We start from the raw sequence: 19806 nt of genomic DNA, 5'->3' as shown, positions 1-19806 counted from the left end.
ATGAATAAAAAATGATATACTGAAAACATTAAATACAGCATAAAACGGAAAGATACGTGCATAATCGCAGTTATGAATTTTGGGTCAAGGCCTCTAGCATCGTGACCATGGTCATGGTGAGCCTAATGATTGCGACCAAAGCATGGGCGTGGCTGGCGTCGGGTTCGGCGTCAATGCTTGGCTCATTAACCGACTCATTAATGGATATCACAGCGACACTAATGAGCTTTTTGGTTTTATCGTATGCACTGCGTCCTGCTGACGATGACCACCGATTTGGTCACGGTAAAGCGGAGGCGCTTGCAGGGCTGGGACAAGCAGCTTTTATTGCAGGCTCGGGTTGTTTATTGGCGTTTCACGGTATTGAGCGACTCATTAACCCCGTAGAGCTGACACATTCATTATTAGGTGTTTGGGTCAGTATTTTTGCCATAGTGTGTACATTAGTGATTGTATTTGTGCAAAATAAAGTCGTGAAGCATACAGAGTCAATCGCTATAAAAGCCGATTCTGTGCACTACAAAGGCGATTTAATTTTAAACGCTGCGGTGCTACTTGCTATTTTGCTGGCCTATTATGGGGTACTGTATGCTGACCCTTTGTTTGCGATAGGTGTGGCAGGGTATTTACTTTATAACAGCTGGGATATAGCAACAGAGAGTGCCTCACACTTAATGGATAAAGAGCTGCCCGATGAAGAAAAGCAAAGCATTTTTGAAATAGCGCGTAACCATAATGACGTTTATGGGGTGCACGGTATTCGCACTCGACAAGGCGGTAAAGTTAAGTTTATTCAGCTGCATTTAGAGCTTGATGACAATTTACCACTTATTCGTGCTCATAAAGTAGCAGATGAAGTAGAAGCCATGATAAGTGCTCGTTTTGAATCTGAGGTAGATATACTCATCCACCTCGATCCGCTTTCTGTTTTAGTGAATTCTAAAACTGCTCAAGAAGTAACAGACTCACAAAACTGATAAAAATTAGCTAATAGCGGCTTTCGAATTTCGTCACGTTCAAAAAGTAGCTCGTGTTTTGCATCTTCAAAACTCTCGATTGTTGCATGAGCATGCCTTTTTGCAAAACTATACTGCGCTTTGTTATTAACCACTGTATCGCTAGCTGCACTTGCTATAAACAATGGAATTGGTACGTTTAGATTATCAATCGACTTTAAGAATGATATCGTAGCTGCGAGCCAGCCAAACGTAACGCCACCTAATTGTATGTTAGGTTCTAATTGATAGGCTTGCCTAAAGTAGGTGTAACGCTCCTCGCTGCTAGTAAGTACATTTTCTGTAAATGGGATTGGGTTGTAGTTGCCTTGTCCAAATGCATAGCAAGAGTGTAAACCAAGCCAAGTGGCTAAGTTAACAATAAATTGCGTTGGTATTTTTGGTACGTCTTTTGTAAAAATATCAAACATAGGCGCAGACAAAAACACACCTTTATAGCTGTTTTCAAAATTAGCTAAATAATCAACTGCTATCGCGCTACCCATTGAATGAGCCAGCATGACTTTTTTACCTTGCCAATGCTTTGAAACTATTTGCTGATCAAAGTTATTAAGGTCATTGCTGTAGTTATTATAATGTTTTACAAAGCCTTTATGCTTATTTTTAAGATGTCTGTAAGAGCGCCCCTGACCTTGGTGATCCATAATAAACACAGCAAAATTATTACAGTATAGCTCCCATATCAGTTCTTTATACTTTTCTAGGCCCTCAACACGCCCCGTACTTATCACCACTGCAGTGGTAGCATTGTTAGGGATTGCGTATGCGTAAAATAACTTTCCTGCAGGTGTATCTAAGTAGCTTTTAGTTAAATGTGAAGTATAAAAAACACTAATGGCCTCTTGATTATTCTCAAGCTGGGCTTCTGAACTATAAAACATGCTTTACTCTTTGATTAACGGCAAGGTTATATTAGCACACAAGCCACCTTGTTCTTTATTCGATAAGACTAAATTTCCGCCATGCGCTATTACCGCATTTTTTGCAATGGCTAACCCTAACCCCGTACCCCCGCTGATACGGTCCCGGGCATCTGATTGCCTAAAAAACGGTTCACACAACTTATCAAGTTGCGCTTTAGGTACGCCTAGACCATCATCACATATTTGTATGTATATGGTATCACTGTGTTTTAAGCTGATACTAATAGTATGTTGTGCATATTTAATGGCGTTGCGCAGAATGTTCTCTAAGGCACTGGCAATCAACATTTCGTCGCACTCTATATTTACTTCAACATTACCGTGTACAACTAGGGCTTTATTGTGCTGTTTTGCTTCAAACTGAGCATCGTTAATCACATGGTCAACAATCACTTGCAGCGACTGTGTTTGCAGCGATAAAGGTTGGCTATTAGCTTCTAAGCGCGATACCTGCAATACATCGGCTATCATTTTATCTAGTTGATTAGCTTCTTTTTCAATACGCAATAAATACGATTGGCTTGCTTCACTTGCCTGCATTTGTGCCAACCCCGTAGCCATTTTTAAACGGGTTAGCGGAGAGCGTAATTCATGGGATATATCGGCTAATAAACGCTTTTGAGCGCTGAGTAGCTGCTCAAGTTGATCAGCCATACGGTTAAAGTCGCGTCCTAAAACTCCAAGTTCATCTTTTCGCTGACTATTTATCGCCGCACGCGCACTTAAATCACCGTTTGAAAGCTTGATTGCTGCTTGTTTTAAGCTATTTATAGGGGCAATTAAGTTACGACTAAATAAGAAACTTAATGTAAGTGAGGCGATAATTGCAATGGAAATTTTTAACCAAACGGGTAATAATCTTAAGCGAATAAAGAGTGGTCGCTGCTGATTGATATCGATTTCATATAACTCAAATTCCCCTTCAGGAACCCGAATGCGTACAGGACCAAAAGCTTGGTAATATTCAGTAAAAATAACCTGTGGCGACATGCCCTTACTAAAGTTAAGTAAGCTTAAATCAATATTGTTCTCAACATTTTTACTGATCAACACTTCATCGCTATTTTGCGAATTTAAATAAAGTAACTTACGTTTAGTTAAACGCGGATGAGTAATAATATCATTAATAGAGCGCTTGTGTTTATGTGCGCTACGCTCAATACCTCGTGCCAAATATTCTAGGTTTTTTTGCATCGGCCCTTGTAGTGGATCATGGCTAATAGCGTTTATTAGTGAAATATTACTTAAGAAAAAGAGCGCTGTAAAAGTGCCTATAATCGTCAGCCAAAACCACGTAAAGACCTTAAAAAATAAATAATACCGTGGGTGGCGAAGCCAACTAAAACGCAGAGGTTTATTCTCCTTGGATGAAGACATAACCCGTCCCCCTCATTGTTTTAATTTTATCGCCCTCAATATGCTCGGCTATTTTTTTACGAATATTACTCACATGCATATCTATAGAACGGTCGAAAGATGCTAAGCGTCTGCCTAATACATCTTCGCTTATTTGCTCTTTGCTAATTACATCAGGCGCGTGTTTTATCAATAAAGCGAGTATTTCGTATTCGGTGCCCGTTAGTGTGAGGGGGCTGTTATTAATACTGGCCTCTCGCGCAGCAAAATTAATAGTAATACCATTTAAAGAGAGCTTTTTATTAGTGTTATTGCTTACACTATTTATATGTTCAATGCGGCGAGTAATTGCTTTTACGCGGGCAAGGAGTTCTCTGTGATTAAACGGCTTTGGTATGTAGTCGTCAGCGCCGAGCTCTAAACCAAAAATACGGTCAAAGTCTTCTCCTTTAGCGGTCAACATAATCACTGGTGTTAATTTACTTTGCCTGAGTTGCTTCAGCACTTCAAAGCCATCTATAGAGGGCAGCATAACGTCTAGTAATATAAGCGCGTAATCGTTTTGCAAGGCAAGCTCTAAGCCTTGTTGACCATCATGTGAGGTTTGAACGCTAAAGCCCTGTGCACTTAGGTATTCGCTTAATAATTCGCATAAACCGGTATCATCATCAATCATTAATAGTTTCATATATAAAGCCTTACGCGCTGTTTATGGTTTTATTTTACGCGTTTAATGTATCAATAGTTAGTCTTTACATAACCTTTACACTGCTTTGCGTTACTTTGCATTGAGCCAGTTATAGTGAACACACTGGTTAGCAGCCAACAACCAACCCAATATAAAGGTGATGATTATGACTAAAGTAAACACGCTATCAAAATTAGTACTTATATGTGGCTTAACAGCTGCAACGCTCAGTGCGGGCAGCGCATTCGCAAAAGGCGATGGCTATAAACAAGGCCACTCTCAAGCGCGCTTTTTACTCTCTGAGCGAGCAGCAGATAAGCTGGCACTTACGCAAGATCAACAAACACAACTAAAAGCGATTTTTACAGCGCAAAAAACGCAAATTAAAGCGCTAAGAAGCCAAGACAAAAACGGACGTAAGGCACAGCGCCAAGCCTATAAAGCGCAAATGGATGCGTTATTGTCAGCGCCAAACTTTGATGAAAATGCAGCAAAAGAGTTATTAACCGCACGCCAAGATAAGAAACAGCAATTGGGGTTAATTAAATTAAAAACCCAGCATCAAGTAATGCAATTGCTTAACGCTGAGCAAAAAGAAAAGTTAGCTAAAATACAGCAGCGAATGAACAAAAAGCATCGCAAACATAAAACATAGCGTTTTAACACAAAGCAAAAAGCCAGCTAAATGCTGGCTTTTTAATATTGTGCGAGCGATTATTTAAAAAAGTCATCTTCATTTTTTGCCATCATTGCTTCAATGTCTTCAATCATGTCTTGATTGAATTCATCTGCAGAGGTGATAGGTGCTGAAATTTTATTATTTTCAAACGACCACTCACCTAAGTCAATAAGTTGGCAACGCTTTGAACAAAAAGGGCGGTGCGGACTTTGTGCTGACCATTCTACTTTTATTTTGCAGGTTGGGCAGTTAACCATAGTTGGCATAATTTACTCTCAAATTGATATAGGCTTAGCCGCTCAATTTATCGTTAAGCAACTAAGCATTTTATTTAAAAACTAGTAACACGGTTTATCTCAGCCAGAGAGGTAACACCCTCTGCTGCTTTTCGAAGACCTGATAAGCGTATGTTATTAAACCCTGCTTTAAGTGATACTTCGGCAATTTCTAGTGAGTTACCCCCACGCATAATAATTTGCGCAATTTCTGGAGTAACTTTCATAACTTCGTAAATACCAACACGGCCTTTGAAGCCATCTGTACAGTTTTCACAGCCTTTAGGGGCATATAAAACCATATCCTGTATTTGCTGTTCACTAAAGCCTTGGCGCATAAGTTCTTCACGGGGTAATTGCTCTGGCGTTTTACATTTAGAGCATAACCTTCGGGCTAAACGCTGGGCGATTATCAAGCTGATTGAACTGGCCACATTATACGCGGGTACGCCCATATTTAACAAACGGGTAATGGTTTCTGGTGCTGAGTTAGTATGTAATGTAGATAACACTAAGTGACCGGTTTGCGCCGCTTTAATTGATATTTCAGCGGTTTCTAAATCCCGTATTTCACCGACCATTACTACATCGGGATCTTGGCGTAAAAATGCCCGCAAAGCGTTAGCAAATGTCATGTCGGCTTTAGTGTTTATTTGTACTTGGTTAATCCCTTCGAGGTTAATTTCTACCGGATCTTCGGCGGTACTAATATTTCGCTCGGGCTGATTTAGTATATTTAAGCCCGTATACAGGGAGACGGTTTTACCCGAGCCAGTTGGGCCAGTAACTAAAATCATCCCCTGAGGTTGATTTAGTGCATCGAGGTAGAGCTCTTTCTGCTCAGGTTCATAGCCTAAAACATCAATACCTAACATGGCACTTGATGAATCGAGGATACGCATTACAATTTTTTCGCCCCACAAAGTGGGCATAGTACTAACACGAAAATCAATACTTTTACGTTCTGTCACTTTGAGTTTTATACGGCCATCTTGTGGCTTACGTTTTTCAGCGATATCAAGGCGTGACATAACTTTTATACGAGCAGATAGCTTACTGGCTAAGGTATTTGGCGGGCTGGCTACCTCATGCAAAATTCCGTCGATGCGAAAGCGAATACGATATTTATGTTCATAAGGTTCAAAGTGAAGATCCGAAGCGCCTTTTTTTATTGCGTCCATTAAAATTTTATTAATGTAGACAATAATAGGGGCGTCGTCTTTGTCATCGTCTTTTGGCGTATGATCTTTTTGTGGCTCAGAATCTAGTTCAGCAAACTCTTTAAATTCATCCTCACTTAAATTTAAGCTACCTGCAGCATCCAGTAGTTGCTCAATTTTATGGTCAAGCTGTAGGTAGTCAACTACTACCACTTCACACGATAAACCGGTGCTAAATTCAAAGTTTTCAAAAGCGCCGTAATCGGTAGGATCTGAAGCGGCAATATATACTTTCCTGCCTTTTTGTACCAAAGGTAAAATATGATGCTTGCGGATCAGCTTTTCTTTAACTAGCTCGGTAGGAATTTGTGCAACATTAAAATCTTTTAAATCAAAAAAAGGCACCCTAAACAAATCAATACATTGCTCAGCTAAATCGTTGCTATCTATTTTTCCGCATTTAGAAATAAGTTCTGCGGTTGACGCAAAGTCTTGCTGCCTGGCTTTTACGGTATCGGTATCAACCCGGCCGAGGGTAATAAATTTTCTTAGTAACGGTGAGTTAATATTCATTGCGCACCTGATTTAATCCTTCTTTACTCAGCAATTTATCAGAAAAAAGAAAGGAATACATTAATCGTACCAATGCAGCAGATAATTTACCGATAAAAATATCAGTTTATTGCGCTGTGATTGGGTCAGTCACTCTATATTGTAGACTTTGCTTGCTGTAAATAATAATTATGTAGCTTAAGTAAGTCTTGTTTTACATCGTTTAAATCGCGGTTATTATTTAAAATATCATCCGCTTTTTGTTGTTTATGCTCACGAGACATTTGTGCGTCAATTATTTGTTTTGCTTGTTCAGAGCTTATATTGTCACGTTTTGTGGTGCGGATAATTTGTATTTCTACTGGTACATCAATCAGCAAGGTGCGATTACAGTAGCTATCAAGCCCATTTTCGAATAATAACGGGGCAACTAAAACCACATAGTCGCTTTGCGCGTTTTTTAAGTCAGTGAGCAGTTTAGTGCGTATTAAAGGGTGCAACAGCGCATTGAGCCATGTTTTTTGCTCCGGATTACTAAAAATCCGGGCTCTTAGCTCGCCACGGTTTAATGCGCCATGTTCATCGAGTATGTCAGTGCCAAAATGCTCAACAATAGCTTTTAAACCATCAGTGCCAGGTTCAACTACTTGGCGAGCCACAATATCAGCATCAACAATAGTAATGCCTAGCTCTGCCAACATATCGCTAACTGCGGTTTTACCGCAGCCAATTCCGCCGGTTAGTCCCAATACCCAGTTGTTTTTATGATGTTGTGTATTGTTCATAGTTAGTAGCCAATAAAATTAAAATAGCTGTTTTGCAGTTGCGTCCCCCATAGCATAGTGATCCAACCTGCTATTGCTAAGTAAGGGCCAAAAGGAATAGGCGTTGCTTTGTCTTTACCTTGAATACTCAGTAGGGCAATGCCAATAACAGCGCCAACTACGCTTGAAAGTAAAATAACGGTCAATAACGATTGCCAACCCAGCAGTGCGCCAAACACCGCCAGTAATTTAAAGTCGCCATAACCCATACCTTCTTTGCCGGTTATTAACTTAAACAGCCAAAACACGCTCCATAAGCTTAAGTAACCACATGCTGCACCAATAATCGCATCGCTAGGGGCTATAGTATAACCCAATACTGAGGCGATTAACGCCAGCCATAAAAGCGGCAAAGTAAGCTGATCTGGCAGTAGCATGTGATCAATATCAACAAAAGTCAGTGCTACCAATGCCCAAGTCACTACAATGTACAATAAAGCCTGCTCTGTTACGCCAAAGGTGTAGGCAACCGCTAAACTTAAAATAGCGGTGATGGCTTCAACGGTTGGGTAACGCACTGAGATTGGGTTATCACAGGTTGCGCATTTACCTTTTAAAAATAACCAACTAAATATAGGAATGTTTTGCCATGGTTTAATGGCTGCTTCGCACTTAGGACAACATGAGTTGGGCTTAACTAAATTAAACGTGTCAGTAGTTTGTGAAGTGATCTGTTCAGTCTTTGGGCTGGTTAGTTCATCGGCTAATAATAAGCGGCATTCAGTTTGCCATTCTTTTTGCATCATTAGTGGCAAGCGATATATCACTACATTTAAAAAGCTACCTATACATAAACTTACTAGGCCAACCGTGGTCAAGTAAAACCATAGGTTTGCTTGCATCGCGTTGCTGATATCAATAAAAATACTTTGCATTTATTTTACCTAAAACTAAATTCTGTGTTGATAATACAGTGGTTTTACATAAGTGCAAAGTTAGGTTCGAGGTTTGGGCGACGGGCGACGAGATGCGGGGAACCACCGCGTTTTAATTGTTCTGTAGGCGGAGCTTTATGCCGCGCAAGGTCATTATTCACAATAGAGGTTAAGAGACGCTTCGCTTTTAGAGGTAGTTAAGGTTACGGGCGGCAAGCAGGGGTCTCGAACCCCGCGCCTAAAACCTGTCTAAATAACTGAACCTAGTTGGAATATAGGTAAGTACATGGCCACAATTAAGCCACCCACTAGCACGCCGAGTACCGCCATTATTAATGGCTCTAATAGGCTAGATAGGCCATCTACGGCGTCATCCACCTCTTGCTCATAAATAGTGGCCACTTTAGCCAGCATGCCATCAAGCGATCCTGACTCTTCACCAATGGCGACCATTTGTACCACCATATCGGGGAATATTTTTGAATTACGCATCGCCCAGTTCATTTGATTACCTGAGCTTACCTCAGCTTTTATTTCTAAAATAGCATAACGATAAACCGCATTACCTGAGGCACCGGCTGCAGAATCAAGCGCATCTACCAGCGGTACACCCGCAGCAAAGGTGGTCGATAAAGTACGCGCATAACGTGCCACGGCCGCTTTATTTAAAATCATACCTATAACAGGGAGCTTGAGTATGGCGCGGTCGGTGGCATCTCTGAGCGCTAAACTTCTGAGTGCGGCTTCTTTATATATGTAGCCAAATGCCATTACGGCAATCAATATCATCCACCAATACTCTTGCATAAATTCAGAAATGGCGATAACAAATAAAGTAAAAGCGGGCAGCTCTGCGCCAAAACCAGCAAATATTTCTTGAAACTGTGGTACTACAAATATCAGCAAGATAGAAGTTACAATACCTGCAACCACTAAAACCGATATAGGATAAAACATGGCTTTTTTAATTTTTGATTTTAGTGCTTCTGACTTTTCTTTATATAGCGCAACGCGGTCAAATATTTTATCCAGTGCACCAGATTGCTCACCAGAGGCCACTAAATCGCAATATAAATCATCAAAATAGCGAGGGTATTTTCTAAGTGCGTTAGAAAGCGGCAACCCTGCTTTGACTTCATCGCCAATAGCACTCATCAGCTTACTCACGCTTTTATTGGTGGAGCCTGAAGCTATCATCTCAATGGACTGAATTAGTGGTACACCCGCCATTAGCATAGTGGCAATTTGTCGAGTAACTAAGGCAATATCTTTCGGGGTTACTTTTTGTACGCTTTTTATACCAAACAGCGGCTTGGCTTTACGTTTAACTTTTGAGGGAGTAATGCCTTGTTTGCGTAACTGCGCTTTGACTAGTGCAATGCTTGATCCAGTAAGCTCACCCTCAAGCTTCTTGCCGCGAGCGCTTACACCTACCCATTGAAAGGTATCTAGGCCTTTATTTTCTTGCTTATTTGCCATATGAAACTCACTTGAATTAAACGGGGGTTAAATTACGCAATTAGTAAAAATTTATATAAAAAAAGCGCCCTACAGAGCGCTTATTAAAAGTTAAATACCGATCATAATTATAATTATAATTATAATTATAATTATGATGATGGTGTTGCAGCAGCAGCTTGAGGGCAGCTCTTTGGAGCTAGGCTAGCATCACCAGTAATGCCGGCTGTAGCACACGTCCAAGCTCCAGTTGTATCATTACGTGTCCAAGTTAAGGTTGCGCCATTGACTTGAGAAGGTGCATTTTGAACAGTACATACAATGGTATTTGCTGTAGCTGTAATTGCACAATTTTGCGTATCAGTATTGGTAACAGCTTTGATATCACCGATGGCAGAAACAGTTTCACCATTATTCTTCATTATTTCAAACTCAGTTTTAGCGCCTGTTATTTCAGCTAAACCAGCAGTTAGCTTAGATGAAGCTTGATAATTAGAATAAGCAGGCAGTGCTACTGCTGCTAAAATACCGATGATTGCTACTACAATCATTAATTCAATTAGGGTGAAACCCTTTTGGTTCTGTTGTGTCATTGTTTGCATGTTTCCTCTCCTAAAGGATAATGTTGTGGTAAGCCAAACGGGTATAAGTTTTTAAACTGTAACTTATGTGTTTACTTAACCTGTTACTACAAAAATAAAATCATTTTGCCAAATTTAGTGTTGTGTTTAAACGGTAAAATATTCTCCGCAAACACACGCACTGTGTGACGGTTATTCGTTACTCGTCCCTTATTTGAGTATAAGCCTAACTACTAAAAGTTAGTTATAATCCCCGTAAGTTACAAGTTAATAATGAAATAAACATTGTCATTTATTTCAAATTTGTAAGCTTTTGTATTTTCTCATTCTTTTAAACTAAGTTAATGCTAAAAACTAGTTGTTCGGTATGAGTCTAACACTGTTTATTGCGCTTTTGTATGTAAAAAACTGATAAAAAGCGCATTAATTTAATAACTTGTTATAAATAATCCTTTTGAATTATTTAATGCCCTTTTTTAAAGGCTGTCAATCAATTAGCCCGGGAATATATAAATAAATTTTACATTATTTACTCAAATCGCATCGATAAATCGATTGATTGTAAATTTTTTGTAAGTGCGCCGCTTGAAATAAAGTCAACCCCAGCTTGCGAGTATGCTTTTAGCGTTTCTAAGGTCATATTACCCGACACTTCAAGTTTAGCGCGCTTATTTGTAATGGTAACCGCTTGGCGTATTTGTTCTGGGTTAAAATTATCTAACATTATAATGTTGGCACCTGCGCTAATGGCTTGCTCTAGCTCATCAAACGATTCAACTTCAACCTCTATAGGTTTATCGGCATGATTTAGCTTAGCTTGAGCCACTGCGTTATTAATTCCTCCACAGGCTGCTATGTGGTTTTCTTTAATTAAAAACGCATCAAACAAACCAATTCGGTGGTTTGCACCGCCGCCACACTTAACTGCATATTTTTGCAATGCTCTTAGCCCCGGAATGGTTTTACGGGTATCGAGTAGTTGCGTGCTAGTGCCACTTAGCTCTTTTACATAGTGCGCTGTGGTGGTGGCTGTACCTGAAAGCGTTTGTACAAAATTAAGTGCAGTACGCTCTGCAGTTAAAATAGCGCGAGCAGAACCAGAGGCAGTAAATAAAGTGCTATTGGCACTAACAAAGTCGCCATCATTAACGCATATATTGACAACCACACTTGGGTCGACTTGTTTGAATACTTCAATGATTAGGTCTTTGCCACAAAAAATGCAGTCTTCACGGGTGATCACTTTCGCATTGGCTTGCTCTGCTTGCGGAATAAGCTGTGCGGTAATATCGCCTTGTTCTGCGCTTTGGTAATTTAGGTCTTCATCTAGTGCTAAGGTAACAAGTTGGCTAATTAGGGTATGCGAAATAGACATGAAAAAGCTCATAATAGATAATAAATTAACTAAATTTTACTCTGTTTAATTACTAAATAGAAGCCGCTAACAACTAAACTAAAAAGCTAGCGCTTAATTAACGCGTTAATCATATTTTATCGTTTGGTATTACGCTATCTTTATAGGGTTAAATCTATTAGCATCTTGATATACATCAATTTTGGTTGATTAACCTGAGCTCTAGATAATAAATCTATCTCAAGCTGCTATTTTGAGTAAACACTGTGTTGAATTTACTTGTAATAGTGTTTTAAAGTTTTCGGGCAACGGGTTTAAACCTTAACCCAACTTCTATCATTTTACTCAAAGAGCAATTGGCATCGGGCTACATAAATTTAAATCAAATAGTATGAAAATAGATTCTTTAGGCGTTATAAATAATATTACCCAGCGTGCGTGTAGTCACTTTGATGACCGCCCTGCGTATAATGATATATCGCTGTTGGTTATTCATAATATTTCATTGCCTGCAGGGCAGTTTAATACTCCCTATGTTGATGACTTATTTATGGGGAATATTGATTGCAATGCACACCCTAGCTTTACTGATTTAGCAGGGCTTAGAGTGTCTGCACATTGTTTTATTAAGCGCTGTGGTGAAATTATACAGTATGTGCCTTTTGAAAAACGTGCATGGCATGCGGGGCGTTCCTGCTTTGCTGGACAACAAAATTGTAATGATTTTAGTATAGGTATAGAGCTTGAGGGCACTGATACAACTAATTATACCGATGCGCAATATCAAAGTTTAGCCACATTGGCGCAAGCTATAATGCAGCGCTACCCAAAAATAACAGCCAGTAATATAGTAGGGCACTGCGATATTGCCCCTGGGCGAAAAACCGACCCTGGAGAGAGTTTTAACTGGCGTAAATTTTTTAACCTAATTGAATAACTAAGTAAAGCGAGTAGCAACATGATTTTGGTTTCAATAATAATAGCACTGATACTTGAGCGTTTAGGTGCTCGCTCTGCGCATTGGCAAATGAGTTATTACGCTAATGGCTACTTAACTCGCTCTGTTAATTTATTGACCAATAAAGGTTTATTTGGCACAGCTACGGGGTTTTTAATTTGGCTATTCCTGCCTGTGATTGCTATTGGGTGTGTGTATTTTTTATCTGACTTTGTACTTTGGCAGCTTGTTTTTAATGTGGCAGTGTTATTGGTGTGCTTTGGTTGTGCTAAACAGCGTGCTTTGTATAAGTCGTACCTCAATGCATTAACTCGAGGTGATCAAACTGCAGCTACCTTATACGCTTTGCAATTGGGACAAAAGCGCACAGAGGAGCAACAAGGCGGTGAAACCTTAGGGCAAACGCTGGCTTGGGTTAACTTTCGATTTTATTGTGCGGTTATATTTTGGTTTGTGGTATTGGGTGTTGCCGGTGCTGTTTTTTATGCGCTAGTGCGCACTTTTGCCGACTTAGTGAGTGACAATCGTGATGAAGTAATTGCTAAGCATTTTAAGTTAATCCACCGTTTATTGTTTTGGCTAGATTGGCTCCCAGCGCGTATTACCAGTTTTGGTTATTTAGTGATTGGTAACTTTAATAAAGGGACTAGCTGTTGGCTGCATTACGTGTTTGACTTTTCAAGCCCTAATCGCAAGGTGGTTACTTATACGGCTCTAGCGGCTGAACAAGTTGAAGAGCGCTATTATGGTTGCACCTTTGAAGCCACCTGCATGATCAAACTGGTTAAGCGCAATGTACTTTTTTATTTAGTATTAATTGCCTTAATGACTTTATTTGGTGGTTTAAGTTAAAGAGCAGGGGTTAGGTTCTAGGTATTAGTTGGCGGGCTACGAGCAATGAGCAACGGGGAACGGGGAACGGGCTTAAAACCTTTGATTTTTAACCTAGACCCTAAATATGCGGGAGATAAACTCTCGATTACAATAAAATAAAGGTATGTTTGTATGAGGCGCTACGTTTTATCCTACTGCCGAACCCCGAACCCCGAACCCCGAACCCCGAACCCCGAACCCCGAACCCCGAACCCCGAACCCCGAACCCCGAACCCCGAACCCCGAACCCCGAACCCCGAACCCCGAACCCCGAACCCCGAACCCCGAACCCCGAACCCCGAACCCCGAACCCCGAACCCCGAACCCCGAACCCCGAACCCCGAACCCCGAACCCCGAACCCCGAACCCCGAACCCCGAACCCCAAAGTTAGCTGGTCTGACCATTTGTTTTTCATCTTATTAACCTTTCTTTATCCTCTGTGATCTGTGTATTATTTGAACTTTGTTTAAATTACGTTACGCTGGCCTTAGGGCTTTAAAACTGCTGTAAATTGACAGTAATTACGGTTTTTGATAACGTATGACAAAATTTGGTATGACCAATTTACCTTTTGGTCAGGTCATTCAGTTAAAAGCCTTATTTAATGGGCTGCTAGCACTTATACAACGCGGACGTTGATTGATGTCTTTAAAAATTAAAGCGGCAAAATTATCTGATGTTATTTTACAACAACTTGAGAACATGATTCTTGAGGGGTCGTTAGCACCAGGAGAAAAGTTACCACCGGAGCGTGAACTCGCTAAGCAATTTGAAGTGTCGCGTCCGTCGTTGCGTGAAGCCATTCAAAAGCTTGAGGCAAAAGGGCTTGTAACCCGTCGTCAAGGTGGTGGAACGTATGTAAAAAATCAATTGGAAGAGGGGCTGACTGATCCGTTGTTTGATTTGATCAGTAAACACCCCGAATCGCAATTTGATTTATTAGAATTTCGTCATGCGCTAGAGGGAATTGCGGCTTATTACGCAGCACTTCGCGGCACAAGCAACGATTTTGCAAAAGTAAAACAAAGCTTTGATCAGATTGCATTAGCTAAAGATGAATTAAAGCAAAAAGCCAAAGCGATTAATGATTTTCATTTTTGCATCGCTGAGGCGTCTCATAACGTAGTGTTACTGCATTTAGTAAGAGGGATGCAAAGCTTACTTGAGCAGAATGTTTTACAAAATTTAACGGTATTACTTAAAAAGTCAGATATAAGCAGCCAATTAGCCGAGCATAGACGCTTATTAATGGATGCAGTGATTGACGGTAATCCTGAACAAGCTCGCTTAGCGAGTAATGCGCATTTAGCCTATATTGAAGAAGCATTGCTTGAAGCGGGTAAAGAGCATTCGCGAATTGAACGTAGTTTAAGACGCACCAAACAAAATTAAGCAAGTACATTCACTTTTAACTTGAGTTAACAGTGAAGTATTCAATACATAAAATTAGTATTTTAAACATAAGGAAACCTCCATATGTCTGAAGTCAATAAAATTGACGTAGACGCGCTAGAAACACAAGAGTGGTTACAAGCTCTTGAATCGGTTGTGCGCGAAGAAGGTGTTGAACGAGCTCAGTTTTTACTTGAGCAAGTGTTAGAACAAGCCCGTTTAGACGGTGTTGATATGCCAACAGGCATTAACACAAACTACGTTAATACGATTCCGGTTGATCAAGAACCTGCCTACCCTGGTGATGTAAATCTTGAGCGCCGTATTCGTTCAATTATTCGCTGGAACGCGATTATGATTGTATTGCGTGCATCGAAAAAAGATCTCGACTTAGGCGGCCATATGGCGTCTTACCAATCGTCTGCTGCATTTTACGAAGTATGTTTCAACCATTTCTTCAAAGCGCCAAATGATGTTGATGGCGGCGATTTAGTCTATTACCAAGGTCATATTTCTCCGGGTATTTATGCGCGTGCATTTGTTGAAGGACGTTTAAGTGCCGAACAGCTTGATAATTTCCGTCAGGAAGTAGATGGTAAAGGCCTACCTTCTTACCCTCATCCTAAATTAATGCCTGAGTTTTGGCAGTTCCCAACAGTATCTATGGGCTTAGGTCCAATTTCTTCAATTTACCAAGCACGTTTCTTAAAATATTTAGATGGCCGTGGATTAAAAGACACTAAAAACCAACGTGTATATGCGTTTTTAGGTGATGGTGAAATGGATGAGCCAGAATCACGTGGTGCTATTTCTTTTGCTGCCCGTGAGAAGCTAGATAACCTATGTTACTTAGTTAACTGTAACCTACAGCGCTTAGATGGCCCTGTAATGGGTAATGGTAAAATCATTCAAGAGCTAGAAGGCCTATTTAAAGGCGCTGGCTGGAATGTTATTAAACTTGTTTGGGGCAGCGGTTGGGATATTCTGCTTGCTAAAGACACCACAGGTAAATTACTACAGTTAATGAACGAAACTGTTGATGGTGATTACCAAACATATAAAGCAAAAGATGGCGCGTACGTACGAGAACATTTCTTTGGTCGTTATCCAGAAACAGCAGCACTTGTTGCTGATATGACAGATGAAGAAATTTTCGCCCTTAAGCGCGGTGGTCATGAGCCTTCAAAACTGTTTGCAGCCTTTAAAAAAGCAGAAGAGACGAAAGGTCGTCCAACAGTGATCCTTGCTAAAACAGTAAAAGGTTACGGCATGGGTGAAGCGGCTGAAGGTAAAAACATTGCGCACCAAGTTAAGAAAATGGATATGTCGCATGTGGCTCACTTACGCTCTCGTTTAGGCTTAGATGATTTAGTATCTGAAGAGCAATTAAAAGAGCTACCATACTTAGAGCTTGAAAAAGATTCTCCAGAGTACAAGTATCTTCATGCTCGTCGTGATGCGCTACAAGGTTACACGCCAACACGTATCGCTAAGTTCTCTGAAAAATTACAGTTACCAGAAGTAGATGCGTTCAAGCCATTACTTGAAGAGCAAAAACGTGATATTTCAACCACTATGGGCTTTGTCCGTGCACTTAATATCTTATTAAAAGATAAAGGTATTGGTAAAAATATTGTGCCAATTATTGCCGATGAAGCACGTACTTTTGGTATGGAAGGTTTATTCCGTCAAATCGGTATTTACAACCCACATGGCCAAAATTACACCCCTCAAGACCGTGATATTGTTTCTTACTACAAAGAAGCAACCTCAGGGCAGGTATTACAAGAAGGGATTAACGAGCTAGGTGCAATGTCGTCATGGGTTGCTGCTGCAACATCTTACAGCACCAACGACTTACCGATGATCCCATTCTACATTTACTACTCTATGTTTGGTTTCCAACGTGTTGGTGACATGGCATGGATGGCAGGGGATCAACAAGCACGTGGTTTCTTATTAGGTGCTACAGCGGGTCGTACAACGCTAAATGGCGAAGGCTTACAACATGAAGATGGCCACAGCCACATTCTTGCAAACACAGTACCTAACTGTATTTCTTACGATCCTACTTATGCATTTGAAGTAGCGGTTATCGTGCAAGACGGTATTCGTCGTATGTACGGTGAAGAGCAAGAAAATATTTACTACTACCTAACGCTAATGAACGAAAACTACCATCAGCCAGCAATGCCAGAAGGCGCTGAAGAAGGTATTCGTAAAGGTATCTACAAGCTAGAAAGCTACGAAGGTAAAAAAGCCAACGTACAGCTATTAAGCTCAGGTACTATTATGACTGAAGTGCGTAAAGCTGCGGCAATTTTAAGCGAAGAGTTTGGTATTGCGTCTGATGTTTACTCAGTAACTTCATTCAATGAACTTACCCGTGATGGACAAGATGTTGAACGTTTCAACATGCTTAACCCAGAAAGCGAGCAAAAAACGCCATACATCACTAGCGTATTAAACGATTCAGTAACTGTTGCTGCAACGGATTACATGAAAAACTACGCAGAACAAGCGCGTTCATTTATCCCAAGCAATAACTACAAAGTATTGGGTACAGATGGTTACGGTCGTTCAGACAGCCGTGAAAACCTACGTCGTCACTTTGAAGTTAACGCAAGCTACGTGGTAGTTGCGACATTATCTGAACTTGCTAAACGTGGTGAAGTTGAAAAGTCAGTGGTTGTTGAAGCTATTAAAAAATTCAACATTGACACTAACAAACTAAATCCACTGTACGCATAAGAGGTTTGCAATGAGTATTGAAATTAAAGTACCTGATATCGGTGGCGATGAAGTAGAAGTAACCGAAATACTAGTGAGCGTTGGCGATAAAGTTGAAGTTGACCAATCACTATTAAGTGTTGAAGGTGATAAAGCTGCGATGGAAGTACCTGCTGAACAAGCCGGTACGGTAAAAGAAATTAAAGTAAATGTGGGTGACACTGTTACCACAGGCACTTTAGTGTTCATCTTTGAAGGTGAAGCGCAAGATTCTGCTGCTGACTCTAAAGAAGCTGAAAAAACCGAGGAAGCTGCACCTGCTGCGTCATCGGCTTCATCAACCAAAGAAGTCACTGTGCCAGATATTGGTGATGACGAAGTTGAAGTAACTGAAATTATGGTTGCAGTTGGTGATAGCGTAGAAGAAGAGCAATCTATCTTAAACGTTGAAGGCGACAAAGCGGCAATGGAAGTACCAGCACCCTTTGCCGGTACAGTAAAAGAAATTAAAGTAAATACTGGTGACAAAGTGAAAACGGGTTCATTAGTATTTGTTTTTGAAGTGTCAGGTGGTGATAACCAAAGTGCCCCTGCAGCTGATTCAAAAGCACAAGAGAAGCCTGCTGAACAAACATCGGCATCAAGCACTAAAGAAGTTAGCGTGCCTGATATTGGTGATGACGAAGTTGAAGTAACAGAAGTTATGGTTGCGGTTGGCGATAGCGTAGAAGAAGAGCAATCTATCTTAAACGTTGAAGGCGACAAAGCAGCTATGGAAGTACCGGCGCCGTTTGCAGGTACTGTTAAAGAGATTAAAGTAGCGACTGGCGATAAAGTTAAAACTGGCTCATTGATTTTTGTATTTGAAGTGGCGGGTAGTGCACCAGCTGCAGCACCTGCAGAAAAATCAGCACCAGCGCCTAAAACAGAATCTAAGCCGGCAGCTCAGGCTGAGTCAAAATCAGCAGCATCATCTGCTAAAGCAAGCTCTGAAAGCTTTGAAAACAATAGCGCTTATGCACATGCATCGCCAGTGGTTCGCCGTTTAGCACGTGAGTTTGGTATTAACCTTGCCAACGTTAAAGGCACGGGCCGTAAAAACCGTGTTGTTAAAGAAGACGTGCAAAACTATGTTAAGCAACTGGTTAAGCAAGTTGAGTCTGGTCAAGTATCAGCAGCTAAAGGCAATGCTGGTGGCGGTGAGCTTGGTTTAATTCCATGGCCAAAAGTTGATTTTGCTAAGTTTGGTGAAATAGAAGAGAAAAAACTCTCTCGTATTCAAAAGCTGTCAGGTAAAAACTTACACCGTAACTGGGTGCAAATCCCACATGTTACCCAGTTTGATGAAGCGGATATCACGAGCCTTGAGCAGTTCCGTAAAGAGCAAAATGCCCTTAACGAGAAGAAAAAGCTGGGTGTTAAAATTACGCCATTAGTATTTGTAATGAAAGCAGCTGCTAAAGCGCTTGCTGAGTTCCCTACATTTAACTCATCGCTTTCAGAGGATGGCGAAAGCTTAATCCTTAAAAAGTACATTAATATTGGTGTAGCGGTTGATACGCCAAATGGCTTAGTTGTACCAGTATTTAAAGATGTTGATAAAAAAGGCATTATTGAACTATCTCGTGAACTAATGGAAGTATCTGTTAAAGCGCGTGATGGCAAGTTAAGTTCATCAGATATGCAAGGTGGTTGTTTTACTATTTCAAGCCTAGGTGGCATTGGCGGTACGGCATTTACGCCGATTGTGAATGCGCCTGAGGTGGCAATTTTAGGTGTGTCAAAATCTGAAATGAAGCCTAAGTGGAATGGTAAAGAGTTTGAGCCTAAGCTAATGGTTCCACTTTCAATGTCTTACGACCATAGAGTGATTGACGGTGCACTTGCTGCACGCTTTACTGTTACTCTTGCAAGTTACATGAGTGATATACGCCAGTTAGTGATGTGATCACTACAGAGTGAGTAAAATCAAATCCCAGCCAGTTGTTTTTAGCTGGGATTTTTATCATTTGCAATGATACAATATTTGCACAAATGCCCTTTTCTGCCTTGCAGAAACATGGCAGTTAAATTTTGGGGCTGTGTCCCGTTCAAACAATAAAGGTAATAGC

At 40.6% G+C, this 19806-nt stretch carries 17 protein-coding genes; 7 read left to right on the top strand and 10 right to left on the bottom strand.

Annotation, left to right across the window (positions count from 1 at the left end; translation table 11 throughout):
- The first annotated feature begins 107 nt into the window (after positions 1–107).
- Positions 108–977 (top strand): cation diffusion facilitator family transporter, encoded by an 870-nt coding sequence (locus tag ACNSN2_RS12780; protein ID WP_082360146.1) that lies wholly within the window; start codon positions 108–110, stop codon positions 975–977.
- Here the strand turns inward: ACNSN2_RS12780 and ACNSN2_RS12775 are convergent.
- From ACNSN2_RS12775 to ACNSN2_RS12765, 3 genes are read right to left on the bottom strand one after another with little or no spacing between them, the layout of a single operon-like run.
- Positions 950–1897: an alpha/beta fold hydrolase gene (locus tag ACNSN2_RS12775; protein WP_418607624.1), complete on the bottom strand. Its 948-nt coding sequence runs from the start codon at positions 1895–1897 to the stop codon at positions 950–952. The genes ACNSN2_RS12780 and ACNSN2_RS12775 overlap by 28 nt on opposite strands.
- Before the next feature lie 3 nt (positions 1898–1900).
- On the bottom strand, positions 1901–3316 hold the full coding sequence (locus ACNSN2_RS12770; RefSeq protein ID WP_418607622.1) for an ATP-binding protein: 1416 nt from the start codon (positions 3314–3316) through the stop codon (positions 1901–1903).
- Positions 3294–3983: a response regulator gene (locus tag ACNSN2_RS12765; RefSeq protein ID WP_075169871.1), complete on the bottom strand. Its 690-nt coding sequence runs from the start codon at positions 3981–3983 to the stop codon at positions 3294–3296. The genes ACNSN2_RS12770 and ACNSN2_RS12765 overlap by 23 nt, the downstream gene beginning before the upstream one ends.
- Before the next feature lie 166 nt (positions 3984–4149).
- Between ACNSN2_RS12765 and ACNSN2_RS12760 the strand changes: the two genes are divergently transcribed.
- Positions 4150–4638 (top strand): Spy/CpxP family protein refolding chaperone, encoded by a 489-nt coding sequence (locus ACNSN2_RS12760; RefSeq protein WP_418607619.1) that lies wholly within the window; start codon positions 4150–4152, stop codon positions 4636–4638.
- 59 nt (positions 4639–4697) lie between these two features.
- Here the strand turns inward: ACNSN2_RS12760 and yacG are convergent, their stop codons facing one another.
- From yacG to nadC, 7 genes are all read right to left on the bottom strand, one after another.
- Complete coding sequence (gene yacG / locus ACNSN2_RS12755) at positions 4698–4928, bottom strand: DNA gyrase inhibitor YacG (RefSeq protein ID WP_010391853.1); 231 nt, start codon at positions 4926–4928, stop codon at positions 4698–4700.
- 65 nt (positions 4929–4993) lie between these two features.
- Complete coding sequence (pilB, locus tag ACNSN2_RS12750) at positions 4994–6670, bottom strand: type IV-A pilus assembly ATPase PilB (RefSeq protein WP_418607617.1); 1677 nt, start codon at positions 6668–6670, stop codon at positions 4994–4996.
- Positions 6671–6804: 134 nt separating this feature from the next.
- Positions 6805–7434, bottom strand: a complete 630-nt coding sequence (gene coaE / locus ACNSN2_RS12745) for a dephospho-CoA kinase (protein WP_418607615.1) — start codon at positions 7432–7434, stop codon at positions 6805–6807.
- 2 nt (positions 7435–7436) lie between these two features.
- Positions 7437–8348 (bottom strand): prepilin peptidase, encoded by a 912-nt coding sequence (locus ACNSN2_RS12740; protein ID WP_418607614.1) that lies wholly within the window; start codon positions 8346–8348, stop codon positions 7437–7439.
- Positions 8349–8597: 249 nt separating this feature from the next.
- Complete coding sequence (locus tag ACNSN2_RS12735; protein ID WP_418607612.1) at positions 8598–9827, bottom strand: type II secretion system F family protein; 1230 nt, start codon at positions 9825–9827, stop codon at positions 8598–8600.
- A gap of 131 nt (positions 9828–9958) precedes the next feature.
- Complete coding sequence (locus tag ACNSN2_RS12730) at positions 9959–10408, bottom strand: pilin (protein ID WP_010391865.1); 450 nt, start codon at positions 10406–10408, stop codon at positions 9959–9961.
- 508 nt (positions 10409–10916) lie between these two features.
- Complete coding sequence (nadC, locus tag ACNSN2_RS12725; RefSeq protein WP_418607610.1) at positions 10917–11762, bottom strand: carboxylating nicotinate-nucleotide diphosphorylase; 846 nt, start codon at positions 11760–11762, stop codon at positions 10917–10919.
- 370 nt (positions 11763–12132) lie between these two features.
- Between nadC and ampD the strand changes: the two genes are divergently transcribed.
- The 5 genes from ampD to aceF all read left to right on the top strand — a co-directional run bounded on the left by ampD (position 12133) and on the right by aceF (position 19643).
- Positions 12133–12678 carry a 1,6-anhydro-N-acetylmuramyl-L-alanine amidase AmpD gene (ampD, locus tag ACNSN2_RS12720; RefSeq protein WP_418607608.1) on the top strand — a complete coding sequence of 182 codons (546 nt, stop codon included), beginning with the start codon at positions 12133–12135 and terminating at the stop codon, positions 12676–12678.
- 21 nt (positions 12679–12699) lie between these two features.
- Complete coding sequence (ampE, locus tag ACNSN2_RS12715; RefSeq protein WP_055013474.1) at positions 12700–13551, top strand: beta-lactamase regulator AmpE; 852 nt, start codon at positions 12700–12702, stop codon at positions 13549–13551.
- 664 nt (positions 13552–14215) lie between these two features.
- Positions 14216–14965: a pyruvate dehydrogenase complex transcriptional repressor PdhR gene (gene pdhR / locus ACNSN2_RS12710; protein ID WP_008114937.1), complete on the top strand. Its 750-nt coding sequence runs from the start codon at positions 14216–14218 to the stop codon at positions 14963–14965.
- An 84-nt stretch (positions 14966–15049) separates the two neighbouring features.
- The gene (gene aceE / locus ACNSN2_RS12705; RefSeq protein ID WP_010391663.1) at positions 15050–17716 is read left to right on the top strand and encodes a pyruvate dehydrogenase (acetyl-transferring), homodimeric type; all 2667 of its coding nucleotides are present in this window, start codon (positions 15050–15052) and stop codon (positions 17714–17716) included.
- 10 nt (positions 17717–17726) lie between these two features.
- The gene (aceF, locus tag ACNSN2_RS12700) at positions 17727–19643 is read left to right on the top strand and encodes a pyruvate dehydrogenase complex dihydrolipoyllysine-residue acetyltransferase (RefSeq protein WP_055013466.1); all 1917 of its coding nucleotides are present in this window, start codon (positions 17727–17729) and stop codon (positions 19641–19643) included.
- The last annotated feature ends 163 nt before the right edge of the window (positions 19644–19806 follow it).

This window comes from Pseudoalteromonas sp. US3C1013 (assembly GCF_048401115.1).
Classification (GTDB): Bacteria; Pseudomonadota; Gammaproteobacteria; order Enterobacterales; family Alteromonadaceae; genus Pseudoalteromonas; species Pseudoalteromonas undina.
This window is presented reverse-complemented; position numbering and strand designations above follow the sequence as displayed.

Bases quoted from the DNA above. Each gene is read 5' to 3' on its own strand.
- ACNSN2_RS12730 (WP_010391865.1), bottom strand. From the start codon at position 10,408: ATGCAAACAATGACACAACAGAACCAAAAGGGTTTCACCCTAATTGAA.
- pdhR (WP_008114937.1), top strand. From the start codon at position 14,216: ATGTCTTTAAAAATTAAAGCGGCAAAATTATCTGATGTTATTTTACAA.
- ACNSN2_RS12765 (WP_075169871.1), bottom strand. From the start codon at position 3,983: ATGAAACTATTAATGATTGATGATGATACCGGTTTATGCGAATTATTA.
- nadC (WP_418607610.1), bottom strand. From the start codon at position 11,762: ATGTCTATTTCGCATACCCTAATTAGCCAACTTGTTACCTTAGCACTA.
- aceF (WP_055013466.1), top strand. From the start codon at position 17,727: ATGAGTATTGAAATTAAAGTACCTGATATCGGTGGCGATGAAGTAGAA.
- ACNSN2_RS12780 (WP_082360146.1), top strand. From the start codon at position 108: ATGGTCATGGTGAGCCTAATGATTGCGACCAAAGCATGGGCGTGGCTG.
- ACNSN2_RS12775 (WP_418607624.1), bottom strand. From the start codon at position 1,897: ATGTTTTATAGTTCAGAAGCCCAGCTTGAGAATAATCAAGAGGCCATT.
- ampE (WP_055013474.1), top strand. From the start codon at position 12,700: ATGATTTTGGTTTCAATAATAATAGCACTGATACTTGAGCGTTTAGGT.
- ACNSN2_RS12735 (WP_418607612.1), bottom strand. From the start codon at position 9,827: ATGGCAAATAAGCAAGAAAATAAAGGCCTAGATACCTTTCAATGGGTA.
- ampD (WP_418607608.1), top strand. From the start codon at position 12,133: ATGAAAATAGATTCTTTAGGCGTTATAAATAATATTACCCAGCGTGCG.
- aceE (WP_010391663.1), top strand. From the start codon at position 15,050: ATGTCTGAAGTCAATAAAATTGACGTAGACGCGCTAGAAACACAAGAG.
- yacG (WP_010391853.1), bottom strand. From the start codon at position 4,928: ATGCCAACTATGGTTAACTGCCCAACCTGCAAAATAAAAGTAGAATGG.
- ACNSN2_RS12760 (WP_418607619.1), top strand. From the start codon at position 4,150: ATGACTAAAGTAAACACGCTATCAAAATTAGTACTTATATGTGGCTTA.
- pilB (WP_418607617.1), bottom strand. From the start codon at position 6,670: ATGAATATTAACTCACCGTTACTAAGAAAATTTATTACCCTCGGCCGG.
- coaE (WP_418607615.1), bottom strand. From the start codon at position 7,434: ATGAACAATACACAACATCATAAAAACAACTGGGTATTGGGACTAACC.
- ACNSN2_RS12770 (WP_418607622.1), bottom strand. From the start codon at position 3,316: ATGTCTTCATCCAAGGAGAATAAACCTCTGCGTTTTAGTTGGCTTCGC.
- ACNSN2_RS12740 (WP_418607614.1), bottom strand. From the start codon at position 8,348: ATGCAAAGTATTTTTATTGATATCAGCAACGCGATGCAAGCAAACCTA.